Source organism: Streptomyces abyssomicinicus (assembly GCF_008974245.1).
Classification (GTDB): domain Bacteria; phylum Actinomycetota; class Actinomycetes; order Streptomycetales; family Streptomycetaceae; genus Streptomyces; species Streptomyces abyssomicinicus.
On record NZ_BBZI01000008.1, the window covers coordinates 39,071 to 57,807 of the forward strand.

Here is an 18,737-nt window from a genome sequence, read left to right on the forward strand (position 1 = left end):
GTTCGCACGGTTCGGTCAGCCGTTCCACGCCGGGTGGCGCGGGTCATCGGCGCGCACCAGGACGTCCGCGGCGTCGGCGGGCCCCGTCTCGCGGTCGTAGCGCTGATGGGCGGGGAGGGTCCAGTGCTCCTCCTCGGGCGTACGGCGGCGCAGCGCGCCCGGCGAGAGCGCGAGATGGACGGTGAGGTCGAAGGGGAAACCGTCGTTCAGCAGGAACGGCCCGTGCACCAGGAGCGGCGAGCCGGGCGGCAGGGCGACCGCGGGACTGCGGGTGGCCCGGTCGGTGGCCGGGTCCCACAGGTCGGGCAGGACGCGCCCGTCGCCGCCGGGGTACAGCGGGCCGAACACCTCGCGCCAGAGGGCGCCGGTGTCGAACCAGCCGTCGTAGTAGGTGTCCACGTCCTGGCGGCCGTACTCGTAGCGCAGGGAGGCGGGCCGCAGGAAGCCGGAGGTGGCGACGACCAGTGCGGCGCGGCCCCGGGGGCGCAGCGCCTCGGCCACGAGGGCAGCCAGGTCCCCGGGGCGGGCGGCCGGAGCGCCGTCCAGGGCGACCCGCGGCCAGGGCGAACCGTCGGCCGGCCGGAGGTCGAGGAGGCGGTCCGCGAGTCGGCCGGCGAGGCGCTCCCAGGTGATCGCTTCGAGTCGCACTCCCCCACCGTAGCGGGGGCCCGGAGGACCCCCGCCACGGTGCGCGGTCAGGCCTTGCGGGCCACGGCGACGTAGCCGCCGCTGACGATGTCCTCCTGGCCCGGGACGGGCTCGCCGAGCTCGGGGTGCCAGTCCTCGGCGGCCACGATCCCGGGCTCGACGATCTCCAGGCCCGCGAAGAACCGGGCGAACTGGTCGTGGGAACGCGGCGCCAGGTTCAGCGCGTTGTTCCGGTACATCTCGTCGACCTTGGCGGCGGCGTCGGGGTGGAAGTCGGCGGTGAGGTGCGAGATCACCAGGTAGCTGCCCGGGGCGAGGGCCCGCACCAGCCGCTCCACCAGCTCGTAGGCGCCGTCCTCGTCCTTGACGAAGTGCAGCAGGGCGATCAGCGACACCGCGGCCGGCCTGCTGAAGTCCAGCACCTTCCCGGCGCGTTCGAGGATGAGGTCGGTCTCGCGCGCGTCGGCCTGCACGTAGTCGATGGCGCCCTCGGGCGTGCCGCGGAGCAGGGCCTCGGCGTGGGCGAGCACGATCGGGTCGTTGTCGCAGTAGACGACGCGGGACTCCGGGGCGACACCCTGGACGATCTGGTGCAGGTTGGGCTCGGTGGGGATGCCGGTGCCGACGTCCAGGAACTGGCGGACGCCCTGCTTCGCCAGCCAGCGCGCGGACCGCTGCATGAAGGCGCGGTTGATCTTCGCCATCACCGGAATGCTGGGCTCCACGGCCAGCATCTGCCGCCCCATGGCCTCGTCCACCGGGTAGTTGTCCTTGCCGCCGAGGAACCAGTCGTACATCCGCGCCGGATGCGGCCTGGTGGTGTCGATCCGCACGGCCTCGCCGCCGGTTCCCTGCTCGGACATCGTCCACTCCATCATCGGTAGAGCAACATTGATCAACAGTTAAAGCAATTAGCCGCAAGAATAAGCAAGTTGTGCGCACAGCGGGGTCCGAGTCGGACAACCGCCGCCCGGCAGCGGCGATGTGATGGCCCGCCGGTCCTCAGGAGAGGAGAAAGTCGGCCTCACCCGCCTTGGCCCCCTGGATGAAGGCCGTCATCTCGTCGCTGGTGTATATCAGCGCGGGTCCGTCCGGATCGGTGGACTGACGGACGGCGACCCGGCCGTCGGCGAGTTTCATCGCCTCCAGGCAGTTGCCCCCGTTGGGTCCGCTCCATGGCTTGCGCCATCCTTCACTGCCCAGCAGCGTGGCCGGCATCCCGTTGTAGATGCGTGTCATTCAGTACTCCTCGCGGAGATCGCGGAGGATCTCCCTGGTGCGTTGCGCTGTGGCGGCGGCCGCCGCCATGCGGTCCATGACCTCCAGATGGGCCGCCACCTCGGCGCGCGCGTCCAGGTAGACGGCCCCGGTCAGGTACTCGCTGTAGACCATGTCCGGAAGTTCCGGCACGGCGAACCGGAACAGCACGAACGGGCCGTACGTACCGGCGTGCGGGCCGGCCGAGAACTCGGCGACCTGCAACGTCACATGGGGGAGGTCGGCGGCCTCCAGCAGCCGGTCGATCTGAGCGCGCATCACCTCCGGCCCGCCGACCGGGCGGCGCAGCGCCGTCTCGTCCATCACCACCCAGAACCGGGGGGCGTCCGCTCCGGTGAGCAGCTCCTGGCGGCGCATCCGCAGCGCGACCAGGCGCTCGGTCTGCTCCGGGTCCTCGCGGCCGGTGGCGCCCGCGCGGAGCACACCCCGCGCGTACTCCTCGGTCTGCAGCAGGCCCGGCACGAAGTGCGGTTCGTAGCCGCGGATCAGCGAGGCGGCGCCCTCGAGGCTGACGTAGAGGGAGAACCAGCCGGGCAGGATGTCGTGGTAACGCTGCCACCAGCCGGGCTTGTTGGCGTCCTCCGCCAGCCGGACGAAGGCCTCCGCCTCCTCGTCGTCGACCCCGTACGCCTTGAGCAGCATCTGCACGTAGGGGATCTTCAGGGCGACCTCGGCGGTCTCCATGCGCCGCACCGTCGCCGGGGCGACGTGCAGGACGCGGGCCGCCTCCTCGCGCTTCATCCCGGCGCGCTCGCGCAGATCGAGCAGGCGGCGGCCGAGCACCACCTGACCGACGGTCGGCGCGGATCTCGGCTCGCTCATGCCGCTCCTCCCGGCGGCGTACCCGGACCGGCTGTCACGCGCACACCCCCGTCTGTTCCCACTCGTCCGTCCGACATGTTCTGGAGAACCCGCTGCTGGGAACGCTGGGCACGTTCCCCCGCGGGACCGGAGAGCAGTGTGCCACGACCGCGTCAGAGAGTCCCCAGGCACTCTGCATTTTTCAGAGTGGCCCTTGCCAAGTGTTCTTGACACCGCGATAGTGGCATGCGTGATTCCGCCCGCGCCCTTAAGTGCCGCCTCCACCGAGGGAAAGCCGTTCGCGGTGACCGGTCCCACCGCCGAACGGAGGTTCCGGTTCCAGCTCCCGGCTCATCCCTCCGCCCCCGCGCTGGCGCGCCGTCTGGCCCGCGCCAGGCTGGCCCGCTGGCGGGTCCTGGGCGACGTCTGCGACACGACGCTGCTGGTGATCTCGGAGCTGGTCACCAACGCGGTGGTGCACACCTACGGGCACGGGGTGGTCTGTGAGTTGCGCCCGGTCTCCGGCGCGCTCCGCGTCACCGTGTGCGACGAGGGCTGCGCGGCCGAGGAGATCCAGGTGCGCCGGCCGGACACGGAGCGGGAGAACGGACGGGGGCTGCTGCTGGTCGACGCCCTGTGCCGGGCCTGGGGCGCCCGGCGGCAGGACGCCGGGATGCTGGTGTGGGCGGAGATAGCCCATCTCGACCTCGGTTGGGGGGCGCCGCACGAGCCGGAGGACGAGTCCGACGGCGAGGGCGAGAAGGACAACCGGGCCGCCGCGCTCCCCGGGGCGGACGGCACGGGAACGGGGGCCGAATGGGTGTGAGCGCGGGATTCGCCGGAGGCCGGAGCATGACCATGGACACACTGGTACGCATGACTCGCCGAACGGGCGATCCGGCACCGCCCCGGCGTCTGGCCGTGCCGGAGCGGATGAACCTGCCGCTGGGCTGCGACGCGGTCGTGATGCCGGCCGGGCTGGGGTCCCTGGTCCTTCCCCACCTGCCCCGCGTGGGATGTGTGTACGCCGACGACACACATTGGTGGTGGATCGTGCCGTCGGACTCGGACTACGCCATGGCGTGGCCCGAGCCCGCCCGGTACGTGCCGGGGGCCGTCCTGCCGGAGGTCCCCCGCACGGCGCCCGAGCCGCTCCACGTCCCGGACGACGTCGTGCCCTACACGCCGCCCATTCCGCTGTACCTGGCGCTGTGCCAGGCGGCGGGCACGATGCCGGCCTGGTCGACCGCGGTCACCGCCTGAGCCGCCGACACCGCCCGAGCCGTCCGAGCCGCCGAAGCCGCCTGCGCCGCCGGGGCCGCGCCCGGGGACTTCACCAGTCGTACTCGTCGTGGAACCGCAGTGCGGGGCGCGCCGCCGCGCCGAGCGCGTCCGCCCGGCCCTGGGGTTCCTCCCACTCCTCCTGCCGTCCCAGGGCGGTCAGGTCGAGCAGGCTGGTCAGCGACCCCACGCCGTCCATGCCGTCCTCGAACGTCGAATAGGTGTGGAAGACGCGGTCCCGCTCCCGCAGGAAGCAGCTCAGCCCGGGCCGGTCGACCGGGCGGCCGTCGCGCACCACCGTGGCCTCAAGGTCCGCGGTGAAGGAGCACCCGGCGGACGAGTACCAGGGCACCGACCAGCCCATCCGGGCCTTGAACGGCAGGATCCGCGTCAGCGGCGCCCGGGACACCGCGGCGAAGGTGGTGTTCCGGGCCCACAGGTGCGTCGGGGGCCCTATCTGGTCGAGGAAGGCCGCGCTCTCCGGGCAGCCCGCCTCCCACTCGGGCGGGAAGACGAAGTGGTGCACGATCAGCTGGTGGCGTCCCTCGAAGAGGTCGAGCAGCGTCGCCCGGCCGTCCCCGCCCTCGAAGGCGTGTCCGTCGTCGATCTCCACCATGGGCAGGCGCCGCCGCCGCGCGTTCAGGGCGTGCCGCGCGCGCCCGAGTTCGTCCTCCCCGGCCTGCAGCGCCTCCCGCGCGGCACGCCATTCCTCCCGCGAGACGATCTGCGGAAGCGTCAAGGGCCCTCCCCCGAGTTGTGGGTCGACGGTGTGGGTGTCGACGGTGTCCGGGGGTGCTGACCCGAGCGGCCCGGGAAACTCATCGCCCGCGCGCGAGTTTTTTCCGCGGCCTCTCCGGCGGGCCCCGGAGGCCCGCCTGAGGGCGGCGTCAGCCCGTGAGGAGCAGGGCGGGCCGCGGCGCCGGGCGGTGCGTGGCGGCCAGTTCCTCCAGCAGCGCGGACAGCCGGCGGGTGTGACGGGTGGTGAGCCGTCCGGTGTCGTCGAGCTGGACCGCGCACGCGGTGACCGTGTCGACGAGTTCCTCCAGCAGGACCGCGGCACGGCCGGCGCCCGCCGTGCCGCGGGTGTGGGCGGGCAGGGGCAGCTCCGCCGCGGCCAGCGAGGCGGCGGCACGGGCCTGCGCCAGCGTCCGGTAGGCCTCCCGGCGCAGTGTCCAGCCGACCGCCCGGTGGTGGGGGGTGCGGGGGGCGTCCGGGGTGTCGAGGACGTGGGCGAGGTAGGCCTCCGCGGCCCGTGTGGCGTCCGCCAGCTGGGCCCGGACCCGCCCGCCGGCCCGTCCCGGCAGCGGCAGGTGCCCCACCAGGAGCACGATGCCGCAGGCCAGCAGCGTCTCCCCGATCCGCGCGACGGCGGCCGGCGGCTCCCCTCCGGCGACCATCAGGGCGAGCACCAGCACGGTCACCACGGCGGTCTGCGCCGCGAAGTGCCGGGTGGCGAGCGGGATCAGGGCGGCCGCGGCCACCACGAGCGCCACCTGCCCGCCCGGCGCGGGCAGCAGCGCCGCCGCCGCGGCGAAGAGGGCGGCGCCCAGCACCGTCCCGGCCGCCCGGCACAGCACCCGGGACACCAGCGGGCCCAGGTCGGGCTTGACCAGGAACACGGCGGTGGCGGGCAGCCAGTACCAGTGGGTGTGGTGCAGGGCCTGGGCGACGGCGGATGCCGTGCCGAAGCCGAGGGCGACCCGCAGGCCGTACTCGCGGCCGCCCGCACCCAACGCGGTGCGTGCCGCGGCGGCCGGGCCCCGGCGGCGGGTGTGCAGCCGGCTGCCGTCGCCGCCCCGGTCGAAGGTGAGCGCGGCCTGCAGCAGCGCCTCGTCGAGGCGGCGCAGTTCCGGGGTGGCGCGCTCGGGGGCGGGCAGCGGGCCGGGGTGTCCGCCCTCGCGGACCGCGGCGGCGAGCAGGCGCAGGGCCCGTGCCGCGCGGGCGGGGGCCGTGTCGCCCGCCCAGGCGAGGGCGGTGGCGGCCTCCGCGAGCGGCAGCGCGGCGGCGTACCGCGCGTGCAGCCGCCGTTCGGCGGCCGAGGCGGCGTGACTGCGCAGCCGCGGGCCGCCGAGGGCGTCCTGGGCGTGGTCCAGCGCGGCGGTCAGTGCGGTGCGGCGGGTGGTGGCGTGCGGGGTTCCGGTGGCCTCCAGCAGGGCGGCGATCCCCTCGTACACCGCGCCGACGGCGGACCGCTCGGCGGCGGCGGCCCGTGGGGCGCCCGGGGCACGGGGGGCGTCGGCCCGCCGGGCCGGGCGGGCCGCCAGCCGGAGCGCGAGCAGCCAGCCCGCGCCGAGCAGGTAACACAGGGCCCGCTGCCAGGCGGGGGCGGGCAGCGGGCTTCCGGCGCCGACCGCGCACATCACCAGGAGCTGGGTCCCGGCCGCCGAGGCCACCGGGCCGACCGCGCTGACCGCTCCGGCCACCAGTCCTAGCAGGGCGAGCACCACGGTGAGCGCGACGGCGGCGAGCCCGTCGCCCGCCACCGTGCCCGCCGCGAGACCCGCCGCTCCGGCGACGGCGGGGGTGCCCAGCCGGTGCACCGACGCGCGGCGTCCGCCGGGGCGGTCGTTGATCCCGGCGAACATGGCGCCGAGCGCCGCCGCCACTCCCGCGGCGGGCCGCCCGGCGGCCAGCGCCGCCGCCAGCAGCGGTCCGGCCGCACACGCTCCCCGGGCCACGGCTCCCCAGGGGACGGGCTCACGGCGCGTGGCCAGCGCGTGCGCCAGCCAGGGCGGCAACGGGGTGCGGGGTCGTGCGGTCACGGAGACTCCCGTCGGATGCGGTGGGCGTCTTCGGGCGTCGTCGGCCGAGCGGGACGGACCCACCGTACCGAGCCCGCGCGAACCGGCGCGAACAGCGGTGTTGCGGACGCGTGACGCCTTCGTCGAGGTGCGGCGGCCGGCTTTATCGAGGTGCGGCGGCCGGCCGCCGGCCTCCATGATCGGGCGAGCTCCGCGGCGAGCGGACCGACACCACCCACGGGAGACCACATGATCGAGCGCGTAGTGACCGCCCCGGGCCTCTTCCCGCCCCCCTCCTACTCCCACGTCTCCGTGGTGGAGGCCGGGGCCAGACTCGCCTTCCTCGCCGGGACGGTCCCGCTGGACGCGGACGGCAGGCTCGTCGGCGAGGGCGACCCGGTGCTCCAGGCCGAGCGGACCGTCGCCAACCTGCGGCGGCAGCTCGCCGCGGTGGGCAGCGACCCGGCGCACGTGGTGCGGACCGAGGTGTACGTGGTGAGCGACGACCCGGCGGTGCTGGCGCGGGTCTGGCAGGTCGTGTCCGCCTCCGTCCCGGCGAACGGGCCGCACTCCTCCACCCTGCTCGGCGTCAGCTGCCTCGGGTACGCCGGACAGCTGGTGGAGATCACCGCGACCGCCGTGGTGCCGGAGGTGGTGCTCCGCCGGGCGGGCGCGGCGGATGCCGGGGCCGCGGCGGAGGTGTACCTGCGTTCGTACGACGCCGCGCTGCCGACGGTGCGGCGGGCGCACACCGACGACGAGGTCCGCGAGTGGTTCCGGCACGTGGTGGTGCCCTCCCTGGAGACCTGGGTCGCGGTGTCGGAGGGGGAGACGGTCGGGGTGATGGTCCTCGATCGCGAGGAGCTGGCCCAGCTCTACCTCGCGCCCGGCCGGCAGGGCCGGGGCCTCGGGGACCGGTTCGTGGAACTGGCCAAGGGGCAACGGCCGGACGGCCTGGAGCTGTGGACGTTCCAGGTGAACGAACGGGCCGCGCGCTTCTACGAGCGGCACGGGTTCGTGGCCCGCGAGCGGACGGACGGGGCGCGCAACGAGGAACGCGAGCCGGACGTCCGGTACGTGTGGCGTCCCTGACGCCCTCGCGGCGCGGGCCGGCCCCCGCCGCGAGGGGCCCGGCACCGTCCCGCCGCGATCCCTGCACGGGCGCCGCGGCTCGGCACCGGCTCCGCGGGTCGCGCGTGGCGGCCCCGGCACGGACACCGGGGGGTGGGCACGGACTCCGCGGGTCGCCGCGTGGCCCCGGCACAGACCGCGGGTCAGCACGGACACCGCGAGTCCCGTTGCCGGGGCCCGCCCACGGACACGGCAGGTCGCCGCGTGGCCCCTGCACGGACACCGGGGGTCGGCACCAGCCACGGGTCGCCACCGGCTCTGCAGGTCGGCACGGGCACCGGGGGTCGGCAGCAGCCACGGGTCGGCACCGGCTCCGCAGGTCGGCACGGACTCCGCGGGTCGCCGCGTGGCCCCGGCACGGACACCGCGGGTCAGCACGGGCGCCGCGAGTCCCATTGCCGGGGCCCGCCCATGGACACGGCGGGTCGCCGCGTGGCCCCTGCACGGGCACCGGGGGTCGGCACCGGCCACGGGTCGGCACCGGCTCCGCAGGTCGGCACGGACTCCGCGGGTCGCCGCGTGGCCCCGGCACGGACACCGCGGGTCAGCACGGGCGCCGCGAGTCCCGTTGCCGGGGCCCGCCCACGGAGACGGCGGGTCGCCGCTGGGCGACGCGGGGGCGCGGGGGCGCGGGTCCGGTGGGGTCAGAGTCCGGCGGCCGTGGCCGCGGTGGTCAGGACCTCGCGGAGCATCTCGGGCGTGAGCCTGCCCGTGAACACGTTCCGCTGGCTGACGTGGAAACAGCCGAACACCTCCACCGGCGCCGCCCCCTGGACGGCGGGCTCCAGCCGCACCCGGGCCCCGTGGCCGAACGCCGGCCGCGGGCGCGGCACCGTCCACCCCGCCGCCGTGAGGGCCGGCAGCGCCGCCTGCCAGCCGAAGGCGCCCAGCACCACCACCGCGCGCAGGGTGGGCCGCAGCAGGGTAAGTTCCCGTACCAGCCAGGTCCGGCAGGTGTCCCGTTCCAGCGGGGTGGGCCGGTTCTCCGGGGGCGCACAGTGCACCGGCGCCGTCACCCTGACCCCGTACAGCTCCAGCCCGTCGCCGCGGTGGGTGGAGGTCGGCTGCGAGGCCAGGCCCACCTGGTGCAGCGCGGCGTACAGCACGTCCCCGGACCGGTCCCCGGTGAACATCCGCCCGGTGCGGTTGCCGCCGTGCGCGGCGGGGGCCAGCCCGATCACCGCGAGCCGCGCGTCCGGCGGCCCGAACCCGGGCACCGGCCGCCCCCAGTACTCCCAGTCGGCGAACGCGGCGCGTTTGACCTGGGCGACCTCCTCCCGCCAGGCGACCAGCCGCGGGCAGGCCCGGCAGTCGGCGATCCGCCGGTCGAGGGCTGTGAGGTCGTCGTCCATACCGTCCCAGCGTAGGACAGGCGTCGCGCCGGGCGGCCGGACCGCCGGTCAGGTGAAGGCCGCGCCCGCCGCCAGGAAGAGGCAGATCAGCAGGAACAGCAGTCCCAGCAGGGGCAGCACGAACCGGACGTACCGGTTGTAGCCCACCTTGGCGAGCGCGCAGCCACCCATGATCACCGCACTCGTCGGCACCCAGAGGTTCATGATCCCGCTGGACGCCTGCCAGGCGGTGACCGCCACCGCCCGGGAGACGCCGGCGAAGTCGGCCAGCGGGGCGATGATCGGCATGGCCAGGGTGGCGTGCCCGGACGTCGAGGGGATCAGGAACGCCAGCGGCAGGTTCACCACGAACACCAGGATCGCGAAGATCCCCGAGGAGGTGCCCTCCACCACCCCTTCCACACCGTGCAGGACGGTGTCGGTGATCCGCGAGTTGTTCATGATCACCGTCACCCCGCGGGCCAGCACCACCACCAGCGCGGGCGCCACGAAGTCCGCCGCGCCCCGCACCACCGTCTCGCTGACCCGCTGCTCCCCCATCCGGGCGATCACACCCACCAGCACCGCCGCCACCAGGAACATCGCCGCCAGCTGCGGGAAGTACCAGCCCAGCTCGAAGCCGTAGGGGACGGCGTCCGCGTCGCCGGTGAGCGCGGCGGACCAGGGGACCACCGCGAAGATCATGAAGGCGAAGACCAGCACCATGGTGGCCAGCACGGCCCGCTCCGTGCCGTGCAGCGGCGGCACCTCGCGCCGCGACTCCGCGGCCAGCTCCCGGTCGCCGGGCAGGAACCCGGAGAGGGAGCGCTGCGGGTTCCGCCGGACCCGGCGGGCGTAGCGCAGCACGTGCCCGACGGTCACCGAGGTCAGCACCAGCCACATCACGAAGCGCAGCACGATGCCGTCGCCCAGCGAGATGTCGGCGGCCGAGGACGCCACCCCGGTCGCGAACGGGTTCACCGTCGAGGTCAGCACGCCGACGCCCGCGCCAAGGACGGTCACCCCGAGCGCGGTCATCCGGTCGTAGCCCAGCGCCAGCATCAGCGGCACGATCAGTCCGTAGAACCCCAGCGTCTCCTCGGCGAACCCGGAGACCGTGCCGAGCACCGCGAAGACCAGCATGATCGCCACGATCAACAAGGAGCTGCGGTCGCGCAGCCGGTGGGCCAGCCGTTCGATGCCGTGGTTGAGCGCTCCCGTCGCGAACACCATCGTGATGAACGCGCCGATCGCCAGCACGTAGAGGAAGACGCCGGCCGCCCCGTACAGCTCGCCCGCCAGGTCGGGGCCGACCACCCCGTCCTCGTCGCGGATGCCGTAGAGGCCGTTGACCGGGGCGAGGAACAGGTCGTTCAGCCGGTCGAGGAAGCTCAGCCCCGAGTCGACCCGGTGGTAGGTGCCCTGCACCGGCGCGCCGTCCGCGTCCCGGTCGTAGACGCCGGGCGGGATGAGGAACGCCAGCAGCCAGACCGCCAGCGTGACGAGGACCAGCACGGTCAGCGCGCTGGGGAAGACGAACCGCCGACGCGGCGGGTCTCCGTCCCCGGCCTGGGTCCGGGTCGGCGGTACGGCACTGCTCATGGCCCGGCTGCTCCCCTCCGGCATCGGTCGCGTCAGCCCAGCCTGGGAGCGCGGCACGCCGGACGCACGCCGGGGTGGGCCGATCAGCCGTCCCGCCGGTGCGCCCCGCGGGCCCCGGGGACGGGGGTGTCCGCAGTAGAGTCGACCGCATGAGTGAGAGCGTTCGGGCGGACGTCTGGATCTGGTCGGTGCGCCTGGTCAAGACCCGCTCGCTGGCGGCCGCCGCCTGCCGCGGCGGGCACGTCCGGGTGAACGGGGAGCGGGTCAAGCCCGCCCACGCGCTGAAGACCGGCGACGAGGTCCGGATCCGGCAGGAGGGCCGGGAGCGGGTCGTCGTGGTCAAACAGCTGATCCGCAAGCGCGTCGGCGCGCCCGTCGCCGTCGAGTGCTACGTGGACAACAGCCCGCCGCCCCCGCCGCGCGAGGCTGTCGCCCCGGCCGGTATCCGGGACCGCGGGGCGGGCAGGCCCACCAAGCGGGACCGGCGCGAGATGGAGCGGCTGCGCGGGCTGGAGGCGTCGCGCCGGGCCGCGTCGGCCGTCGAACCGCAGGGCTGACCCGCACGCGGGCCGCGCGCGGCAGGGCCGACGCGGTGCGGCGGGTCGCGTGCGGCGCGCCGTTCGTCAGGGAGAGTGATGCAGGATGCGCCGTTCCGGAGATGAACCGAGGCACGCCCGCAGCGCCCTGCGCCTGCGGTTGTGGCTGAGCCTGTGGGGCGTGGCCGCCTCGGTGTTCGGCATCACGGTGTTCGCCCTCACCGGACACCCGGGCTGGGCGCTGGTCTGCGGGGCCGCGCTGCTGGTGGTCCTGGTCGACCTGGTGATGGTCGTCCGCCACCTGCGGCAGGGCCCGCACTACCAGCCGGGCCCCGACGTCCCCCCGTACCACCATCCGGAGTGACCCCGCGCCGGGTCACTCCGGCGCGTCCGCCGGCGGGTCGAAGCGGGCGGCGCGCACGAAGTCGGGCCGGGGGTCGAGCGCGGCGGCCAGCCGGAAGTGCCGGCGTGCCTGGTCGTGCTTGTTCTGCCGCTCGTAGGTGCGGCCGAGGGCGAAGTGCGCGTAGGCGTTGTCCGGCTCGCGCTCCAGCACGACGGCGAACTCCAGCTCCGCGGGCCTGAGTTGTGCCGCGGCGAAGAACGCCCGGGCCCGCAGCAGGCGGGCCGCCGTGTTCTCGGGATGGGCGTCGATCACCGCGTCGAGCAGTTTCACGGCACCCCGGGGGTCGCGCGCGGCGAGCAGCTGCTCGGCGGCGCGGAAATCTATGACGTGCGTCTCGGGAGTCCTCCCGGAAGCACCACCTGTGTCCGGCACGTCTGGTTCCTTCCCTGTACGGACGGCTCCGACGCGCCGCCCGGGCCGCTATCGCGCCGGCCGGGCCCGCCGCGTCAGCTCCTGCCAGACCTCGGCGACCCTCCGCTCCAGCTCGGGCAGCGGCACGTCGTTGTCGACGACGATGTCCGCGATCCTCAGCCGCTGCTCCCGGGTGGCCTGGGCGGACATCCGGGCCTGGGCGTCCTCCTCGCTCATCCCGCGCAGCCGGGTCAGCCGGTCGAGCTGGGTGGCGGGGTCCACGTCGACCACCACGACCAGGTCGTACAGCGGCGCCAGGCCGTTCTCGGCCAGCAGCGGCACGTCGTGGACGACGACGGCGTCGGCCGGGGCGGCCGCTTCCAGGGCACGGGACCGCTCGCCCACCAGCGGGTGGACGATCGCGTTGAGGACGTCCCGCTTCCCGGGGTCGGCGAAGACGATCGCGCCGAGCTTCGGCCGGTCCAGGCTGCCGTCGGCGGCCAGCACCCCGCCGCCGAAGGCCTCCACCACGGCGGTAAGTCCCGGCGTGCCCGGTTCGACGACCTCCCGGGCGATCCGGTCCGCGTCGATCAGCACCGCCCCGTGCGCCACGAGCAGCCGGGACACCTCGCTCTTGCCGGCACCGATTCCGCCGGTCAGCCCCACAGTCAGCATGGCCGCAGCCTAGTGCGCCGCTCCGGCCGCCCGGACCGGGACCCCGGCCGGCGCGTACCGGCCCCCGGGCGGCGCGGGCGGACGCCCGGGGCGGCGGACGCCGGCCCTCAGCCCTCGCCGCCCTCCCGTTCGGCCAGGAAGCGCTCGAACTCGCGCCCGAGTTCCTCCGCGGACGGCAGGTCCGCCGGGTCGGCGAGCAGGTTGCCGCGGGTCTCCGCCCCGGCCGCCGCGTCGTACTGGTGCTCCAGGCCCTGGACCAGGGCGACCAGTTCCTCGTCTCCCTCGCGGACCTGGCGCTCGATCTCGGTCTGGGTGCGCTGGGCCTCGGTGCGCAGCGCGTGCGCGACGGCGGGCAGCACCAGGCCGGTGGCGGAGGTGACCGCCTCCAGGACGGTGAGCGCCGCGTCCGGGTAGCGGGAACGGGCGACGTAGTGCGGGACGTGCGCGGCGACCCCGAGGGTGTCGTGCCCGGCCTGGGTCAGCCGGTACTCGACGAGGGCCTCGGCGCTGCCCGGGACCTGGGCCTCCTGGATCGGGCTGCGCGGTGCCGGCACCAGGTCGGCGCGGTTGCCGTGCGGGGTGACGCCCACCGGGCGGGTGTGCGGGACCCCCATCGGGATGCCGTGGAAGTTGACGCTGAGGCGGACCCGCAGGCGCTCCGCGATCTCCCGGACGGCGGCGGCGAACCGCTCCCACTCGACGTCCGGCTCGGGACCGGACAGCAGCAGGAAGGGCGCCCCCGTGGCGTCCTGGAGGATGCGGAGCTCCAGGGTGGGCTCCTCGTAGCCGGACCAGTGGTCCCGGTCGAAGGTCAGCAGGGGGCGGCGCGCCCGGTAGTCCACGAGCCGGTCGTGGTCGAACCGGGCGACGACCTGGTGGGGCAGTGTGTCGAGCAGGCGGTCGACGATCAGGTCGCCGGTGTCGCCCGCGTCGATGTATCCGTCGAAGTGGTAGAGCATGACCAGACCGGCCGACTCCTGGGCGAGCGCCATCTCGGCGACGGCCAGGCCCTTCGGCTCCCATGCGTACAAACCCTGCGGATCAAGCACTGTGGGGGTCCTCCTGTCTTTCCTCGATCACAGAACGTGTCCGGAGGCGCGGACATTCCCGCGCCCCCGGAGTGGAGGGCCGGCAGGAGGCGGGCGGCCGTGGCCGCCGCCCCGGTCAGGAGGCCAGGACTCGCTGGTGGAGCTCGGTGACGACCTTGCGCGCCGAGGAGATGGCGCCGTGCTGCCAGGCGTCGAGGTGGCTCAGGTGGTCGCCCGCGAAGTAGACGTTGCCCTGCACCTGGTTGAGCGGGGCGAAGGCCGGGGCGTCGGGGCCGCCGGACATCGAGTGCCAGGCGCCCTCGATGTGCGGGATCAGCTTCCACTGGTGGGAGAACGAGGTGGCCAGCTCGGTGCGGTACTTCTCGCCGTGGATCTTCACCCCTTGGGCGACGGCCCGTTCCAGGCGCTGGGCGGGGGTGAGCGCCGAGTAGGCGTCGGCGTTGGAGCCCGTGTTGTAGTAGCCGATGACCAGGCCTCGCTCCCCCAGGTGTCCGTAGGAGGGGTACCAGATGTGGCTGAGGTCGAGGTCGGTCTCGGTGATGCCACCGAAGATCTTGAAGTCCTTCTCCCACCACCGGCTGCGGTACTCGAGACCGATCTTGCCGGCCGACGAGGCCCGCACCGCCTGGAGCGCGGTCTGGACGGAGGAGCCCAGATTGTGCGGGGTCCTCGCGAGGATCCACGGGGCGAGGGTCGCGATGCAGTAGTCCGCCTTGACCACCTCGGTGCGGCCGCCGCGGGTGTAGGTGACCTCCACGCCGGACGGGGTGTTGTGGACGCCGGTCACGGCGGCGCCGGTGCGGATCCGCTCGTGGCCGACGGCTCGGGCGAAGGCCCTGGGTATCGCGTCCATGCCGCCGACCGGCTGGAACATCAGCATCGCCTGGTCGTAGGCGAACTCGAACGAGAAGTAACGGCCCACGTTGGAGGCGAGCACGTCGGTGAGGGCGGGCACGTCGCCGAGGACCTCGCCGGGCTGCCCGGCGGCGCCGGGATCGACGCTCATGCCGCGGTGCTCGGTGCCGGTGTACCTGTAGTCGCCGCCGAGGGCGCCGTGGCCGCGCAGGAAGCTCAGCAGGCGTTCCTTGTCGTCAGCGGTCAGGTCCGCGTCCAGCGCCCCCGTGCTGGTCGCCTTGGCGAGCAGTTCGGACACGTAGCCGTAGACGTCGGCCTTGGCGGTGCGGTAGCGGACCGGGGACGTCATGCCGTTGCGCTCGTTGTAGATCAGGGCGCTGGCGTTGCTGTTGGTGAAGACCTCGACCTCGACGCCGAGTTCGCGGCAGTAGTCGAGGGTGTTCATCCACTGGGCCAGCCGGCCGGGGCCGGCGTTCATGTACTGCCCCTTGCTGAAGCGCGCGGTCTGGGTGACGCCGTGGACGTCGGTGACGCTGTCGCCGCCGCGGATGGTGAGGTTGCGTCCGCCGACCCGGTCCCGGGCCTCCAGGACGACGCAGTCGTATCCGGCCTTGCCGAGTTCGTAGGCCGAGGTGAGGCCCGCGATGCCGCCGCCGATGACCACGACCCTGGCGGGCCGTCCGGTGCGGCCCTGGAGGGTGAAGTCGCCTCTGCGGGGGGCGCGGAAGGGCGCCTCCTTCTCCGCCGCGTAGGCGGCGGTGGGGGCGAGGCCGAGCGCGCCCATGGTGGCGAACATCGCCCCCGCGCCGCCGGTGACGCCCACGGCCCGGAGGAAGCTGCGGCGGCTGGTACCGGAGGCCGGCTGAACGTGTGCCATGGCGGAGCCCCTTTCGGTAGTGATCTTGCTTGACCGAAAGCGATCCTCACAGCGGCGTGTTACGCGCCAAGGGCTTCAGTTGTAGCGTGCACGTTTCTCCGCGTTACAAGTACATGTCAATCAGCCCATGGCGGGAGACCCCGGAACGGGAGCACTTGGGGGCAGGAACACGCGGGGGCGGGGACGGGAAAGGCCCGGGGGACGGGAAAGGCCCGGGGGACGGGAAAGGCCCGGGGGACGGGAAAGGCCCGGGGGACGGGAAAGGCCCCGCCCGCTCCCTCTCGGGAGCGGACGGGGCCTTCCGTCAGGCTCGCGTCGGTCCACACGGAACCGCTCGCACGGCACCGCTCAGGCGGAACCGCTCACGCGGAACGCGTTCAGCTCTGGCCGCCGGCCAGCTTCTCGCGCAGCGCGGCCAGCGCCTCGTCCGAAGCCAGCGCACCGGAGGTGTCGCCGCCCTCGGAGGAGTACGAACCGCCACCGGTCGCGGCCGGAGCGGCGTCGCCACCCTCGGCAGCGGCCTGCTCGTCGGCCTCGCGGGACTTGATGACCTGGGCCTGGTGCTGCTCGAAGCGGGTCTGCGCCTCGGCGTACTGGCGCTCCCACTCCTCGCGCTGCTTCTCGTAGCCCTCGAGCCAGTCGTTGGTCTCGGGGTCGAAGCCCTCGGGGTAGATGTAGTTGCCCTGGTCGTCGTAGGACGCGGCCATGCCGTACAGGGTCGGGTCGAACTCGACCGCCGACGGGTCGGCGCCGAAGGCCTCGTTGGCCTGCTTCAGCGAGAGGCTGATGCGACGACGCTCGAGGTCGATGTCGATGACCTTGACGAAGATCTCGTCGTTGACCTGGACGACCTGCTCCGGGATCTCCACGTGGCGCTCGGCCAGCTCGGAGATGTGGACCAGACCCTCGATGCCCTCGTCCACGCGGACGAACGCACCGAACGGAACCAGCTTGGTGACCTTACCCGGGACGACCTGACCGATCTGGTGGGTCCGGGCGAACTGCTGCCACGGGTCCTCCTGCGTCGCCTTCAGCGACAGGGAGACACGCTCGCGGTCCATGTCCACGTCGAGAACCTCGACGGTGACCTCCTGGCCGACCTCGACAACCTCGGACGGGTGGTCGATGTGCTTCCAGGACAGCTCGGAGACGTGGACCAGACCGTCGACGCCACCCAGGTCCACGAAGGCACCGAAGTTGACGATCGAGGAGACCACGCCGGAGCGGACCTGACCCTTCTGCAGGGTCGTGAGGAAGGTCTGGCGGACCTCGGACTGGGTCTGCTCGAGCCAGGCACGGCGGGACAGGACCACGTTGTTGCGGTTCTTGTCCAGCTCGATGATCTTGGCCTCGAGCTCCTTGCCCACGTAGGGCTGGAGGTCGCGGACACGGCGCATCTCGACCAGGGAGGCCGGGAGGAAGCCACGGAGACCGATGTCGAGGATGAGACCACCCTTGACGACCTCGATGACGGTACCGGTGACGATCCCGTCCTCTTCCTTGATCTTCTCGATGGTGCCCCAGGCGCGCTCGTACTGGGCGCGCTTCTTCGAGAGGATCAGGCGGCCTTCCTTGTCCTCCTTCTGAAGGACCAGGGCCTCGATCTCGTCGCCGACCTTGACGACCTCGTTCGGGTCGACGTCGTGCTTGATCGAGAGTTCGCGGCTCGGGATGACACCTTCGGTCTTGTAACCGATGTCGAGCAGGACCTCGTCCCGGTCGACCTTCACGATGACGCCGTCGACGATGTCGCCGTCGTTGAAGTACTTGATCGTCTCGTCGATCGCGGCGAGGAAGGCTTCCTCGTTACCGATGTCGTTGACCGCTACCTGCGGCGTGGTGGCGGTGGTCTCGGTGCTGCTCGTCATGTGGGAAAGGGCTCCGGTACGGACATTGAAGTCGTAGGTACTGCTTACGCCGGGAGCCTGTTTCGCTCTGCAGAAGCCGGACAGCCAAGGAAGCGCCACTTTTCCAAGCGGCACCTCGAGAACCGAGGGGACTACAACAGATGCGAGCGCGACCTGCTACGTCTGAGGTGCGCAGGCCCGCAGCGCAACTTGTAGCATACGGGGGCAGCCGGGCAGGGTCAATGCGCGAAGCGCGCACCATGGTCGAAATGCCACAATCCCGGCAGAAATTTCGTCGTGCGAGGTAGCCGCCGCGATTCGCGCGGCACCCGCGAGCAGGCGTCCGTGACGGACTTCCGCACGCTGTGCGGGGTCGCGCGAACGGTTCGAAGATTAGCGGTGAGGAGCCGGTCATCCAAGAGTCCAGAGGGTCCAGCGGTGTCCGGGCGGCCACGGATCCGGCCGTGGCGGCCGATCCCGCGGGCGCCCGCACGACGGCCGCGTCGGCCGGTGCCCACGGGGCGGACGAGGCCGAGGCCACCCGCCGTGAGGCCTCGGCGGCGGAGAGCTCCCGGGCCAGCCGGGGATGGTGGGACCGCAACGCCGACGAGTACCAGAGCGAGCACGGGGCCTTCCTCGGCGACGACCGCTTCGTCTGGGGCCCCGAGGGGCTGGACGAGGAGGACGCCCGCCTGCTCGGGCCCGCCGGGGCCCTGGAGGGGCGGGACGTCCTGGAGATCGGCGCCGGCGCCGCGCAGTGCTCCCGCTGGCTCGCCGCCCAGGGGGCCAGGCCGGTCGCCCTGGACCTCTCCCACCGCCAGCTCCAGCACGCGCTGCGGATCGGCTCCGCGTTCCCGCTGGTGGAGGCCGACGCCGCGGTCCTGCCCTTCGCCGACGGCTCCTTCGACCTGGCCTGCTCCGCGTACGGGGCGATCCCCTTCGTCGCCGACCCCGGCCAGGTGCTGCGCGAGGTGCGCCGGGTGCTGCGGCCCGGGGGCCGGTTCGTCTTCTCGGTGACCCATCCGGTCCGGTGGGCCTTCCCCGACGAGCCCGGACCCGAGGGCCTGAGCGTGGCCTCCTCCTACTTCGACCGCACCCCCTACGTCGAGCAGGACGAGCGGGGGCGTGCCGTTTACGTGGAGCACCACCGGACGCTCGGCGACCGGGTGCGCGACGTGGTCGGCGCCGGGTTCCGGCTGACCGACCTCGTCGAACCGGAGTGGCCGGTGTGGAACGACGCCGAGTGGGGCGGCTGGTCGCCGCTGCGCGGCGGGCTGATCCCGGGCACGGCGGTCTTCGTCTGCGACCGGGACTGATCCCGGGCCCCCGCG

Annotated in this window: 19 protein-coding genes and 1 pseudogene; 7 read left to right on the plus strand and 13 right to left on the minus strand. The window is 73.7% G+C overall.

Features of this window, described 5'->3' with window-relative positions; genetic code table 11:
- Positions 1-15 precede the first annotated feature (15 nt).
- From GBN72_RS17180 to GBN72_RS17195, 4 genes are all read right to left on the minus strand, one after another.
- Positions 16-648, minus strand: coding sequence for a nucleoside/nucleotide kinase family protein (locus GBN72_RS17180; RefSeq protein ID WP_151772729.1), 633 nt, complete (start codon positions 646-648; stop codon positions 16-18).
- A gap of 47 nt (positions 649-695) precedes the next feature.
- The gene (locus GBN72_RS17185) at positions 696-1,511 is read right to left on the minus strand and encodes an SAM-dependent methyltransferase (RefSeq protein ID WP_151772730.1); all 816 of its coding nucleotides are present in this window, start codon (positions 1,509-1,511) and stop codon (positions 696-698) included.
- A gap of 139 nt (positions 1,512-1,650) precedes the next feature.
- Complete coding sequence (locus GBN72_RS17190) at positions 1,651-1,887, minus strand: DUF397 domain-containing protein (RefSeq protein ID WP_151772731.1); 237 nt, start codon at positions 1,885-1,887, stop codon at positions 1,651-1,653.
- Positions 1,888-2,748: a Sco1979 family transcriptional regulator gene (locus GBN72_RS17195; RefSeq protein ID WP_151772732.1), complete on the minus strand. Its 861-nt coding sequence runs from the start codon at positions 2,746-2,748 to the stop codon at positions 1,888-1,890. It lies immediately after the preceding gene.
- Positions 2,749-2,977: 229 nt separating this feature from the next.
- Between GBN72_RS17195 and GBN72_RS17200 the strand changes: the two genes are divergently transcribed.
- Positions 2,978-3,553, plus strand: coding sequence for an ATP-binding protein (locus tag GBN72_RS17200; protein WP_164540702.1), 576 nt, complete (start codon positions 2,978-2,980; stop codon positions 3,551-3,553).
- Positions 3,544-3,990, plus strand: a complete 447-nt coding sequence (locus GBN72_RS17205) for a hypothetical protein (RefSeq protein WP_151772734.1) — start codon at positions 3,544-3,546, stop codon at positions 3,988-3,990. The genes GBN72_RS17200 and GBN72_RS17205 overlap by 10 nt, the downstream gene beginning before the upstream one ends.
- Before the next feature lie 70 nt (positions 3,991-4,060).
- Here GBN72_RS17205 and GBN72_RS17210 read toward each other — a convergent pair whose 3' ends face one another.
- Both GBN72_RS17210 and GBN72_RS17215 read right to left on the minus strand, forming a co-directional pair.
- The gene (locus GBN72_RS17210) at positions 4,061-4,747 is read right to left on the minus strand and encodes a DUF899 domain-containing protein (protein ID WP_151772735.1); all 687 of its coding nucleotides are present in this window, start codon (positions 4,745-4,747) and stop codon (positions 4,061-4,063) included.
- 148 nt (positions 4,748-4,895) lie between these two features.
- Positions 4,896-6,770: an FUSC family protein gene (locus GBN72_RS17215; protein WP_246212609.1), complete on the minus strand. Its 1,875-nt coding sequence runs from the start codon at positions 6,768-6,770 to the stop codon at positions 4,896-4,898.
- 228 nt (positions 6,771-6,998) lie between these two features.
- Between GBN72_RS17215 and GBN72_RS35360 the strand changes: the two are divergent.
- Positions 6,999-7,334: pseudogene (locus tag GBN72_RS35360) on the plus strand (RidA family protein); the annotation flags it as partial.
- A gap of 54 nt (positions 7,335-7,388) precedes the next feature.
- On the plus strand, positions 7,389-7,841 hold the full coding sequence (locus tag GBN72_RS35365) for a GNAT family N-acetyltransferase (RefSeq protein WP_246212662.1): 453 nt from the start codon (positions 7,389-7,391) through the stop codon (positions 7,839-7,841).
- Positions 7,842-8,524: 683 nt separating this feature from the next.
- Here GBN72_RS35365 and GBN72_RS17225 read toward each other — a convergent pair.
- Positions 8,525-9,232 (minus strand): uracil-DNA glycosylase, encoded by a 708-nt coding sequence (locus GBN72_RS17225; protein WP_151772738.1) that lies wholly within the window; start codon positions 9,230-9,232, stop codon positions 8,525-8,527.
- Between the two features lie 48 nt (positions 9,233-9,280).
- Positions 9,281-10,813 (minus strand): YfcC family protein, encoded by a 1,533-nt coding sequence (locus GBN72_RS17230; protein ID WP_151772739.1) that lies wholly within the window; start codon positions 10,811-10,813, stop codon positions 9,281-9,283.
- Between the two features lie 74 nt (positions 10,814-10,887).
- Between GBN72_RS17230 and GBN72_RS17235 the strand changes: the two genes are divergently transcribed.
- Both GBN72_RS17235 and GBN72_RS17240 read left to right on the plus strand, forming a co-directional pair.
- Positions 10,888-11,370 carry an RNA-binding S4 domain-containing protein gene (locus GBN72_RS17235; RefSeq protein WP_439959776.1) on the plus strand — a complete coding sequence of 161 codons (483 nt, stop codon included), beginning with the start codon at positions 10,888-10,890 and terminating at the stop codon, positions 11,368-11,370.
- An 85-nt stretch (positions 11,371-11,455) separates the two neighbouring features.
- Positions 11,456-11,713 carry a DUF6343 family protein gene (locus GBN72_RS17240; RefSeq protein ID WP_151772741.1) on the plus strand — a complete coding sequence of 86 codons (258 nt, stop codon included), beginning with the start codon at positions 11,456-11,458 and terminating at the stop codon, positions 11,711-11,713.
- A gap of 12 nt (positions 11,714-11,725) precedes the next feature.
- Here GBN72_RS17240 and GBN72_RS17245 read toward each other — a convergent pair whose 3' ends face one another.
- The 5 genes from GBN72_RS17245 to rpsA all read right to left on the minus strand — a co-directional run bounded on the left by GBN72_RS17245 (position 11,726) and on the right by rpsA (position 17,427).
- Complete coding sequence (locus GBN72_RS17245; RefSeq protein WP_151772742.1) at positions 11,726-12,124, minus strand: tetratricopeptide repeat protein; 399 nt, start codon at positions 12,122-12,124, stop codon at positions 11,726-11,728.
- A 48-nt stretch (positions 12,125-12,172) separates the two neighbouring features.
- Positions 12,173-12,778: a dephospho-CoA kinase gene (coaE, locus tag GBN72_RS17250; protein ID WP_151772743.1), complete on the minus strand. Its 606-nt coding sequence runs from the start codon at positions 12,776-12,778 to the stop codon at positions 12,173-12,175.
- Positions 12,779-12,885: 107 nt separating this feature from the next.
- Positions 12,886-13,827, minus strand: a complete 942-nt coding sequence (locus GBN72_RS17255) for a PAC2 family protein (RefSeq protein WP_151772744.1) — start codon at positions 13,825-13,827, stop codon at positions 12,886-12,888.
- A 115-nt stretch (positions 13,828-13,942) separates the two neighbouring features.
- Positions 13,943-15,559 carry a flavin monoamine oxidase family protein gene (locus GBN72_RS17260; protein ID WP_151772745.1) on the minus strand — a complete coding sequence of 539 codons (1,617 nt, stop codon included), beginning with the start codon at positions 15,557-15,559 and terminating at the stop codon, positions 13,943-13,945.
- 377 nt (positions 15,560-15,936) lie between these two features.
- A complete protein-coding gene (gene rpsA, locus GBN72_RS17270; protein WP_151772746.1) occupies positions 15,937-17,427 on the minus strand; it encodes a 30S ribosomal protein S1 in 1,491 nt (496 codons plus the stop codon).
- Positions 17,428-17,870: 443 nt separating this feature from the next.
- Between rpsA and GBN72_RS17275 the strand changes: the two genes are divergently transcribed.
- A complete protein-coding gene (locus GBN72_RS17275) occupies positions 17,871-18,722 on the plus strand; it encodes a class I SAM-dependent methyltransferase (protein ID WP_246212611.1) in 852 nt (283 codons plus the stop codon).
- The last annotated feature ends 15 nt before the right edge of the window (positions 18,723-18,737 follow it).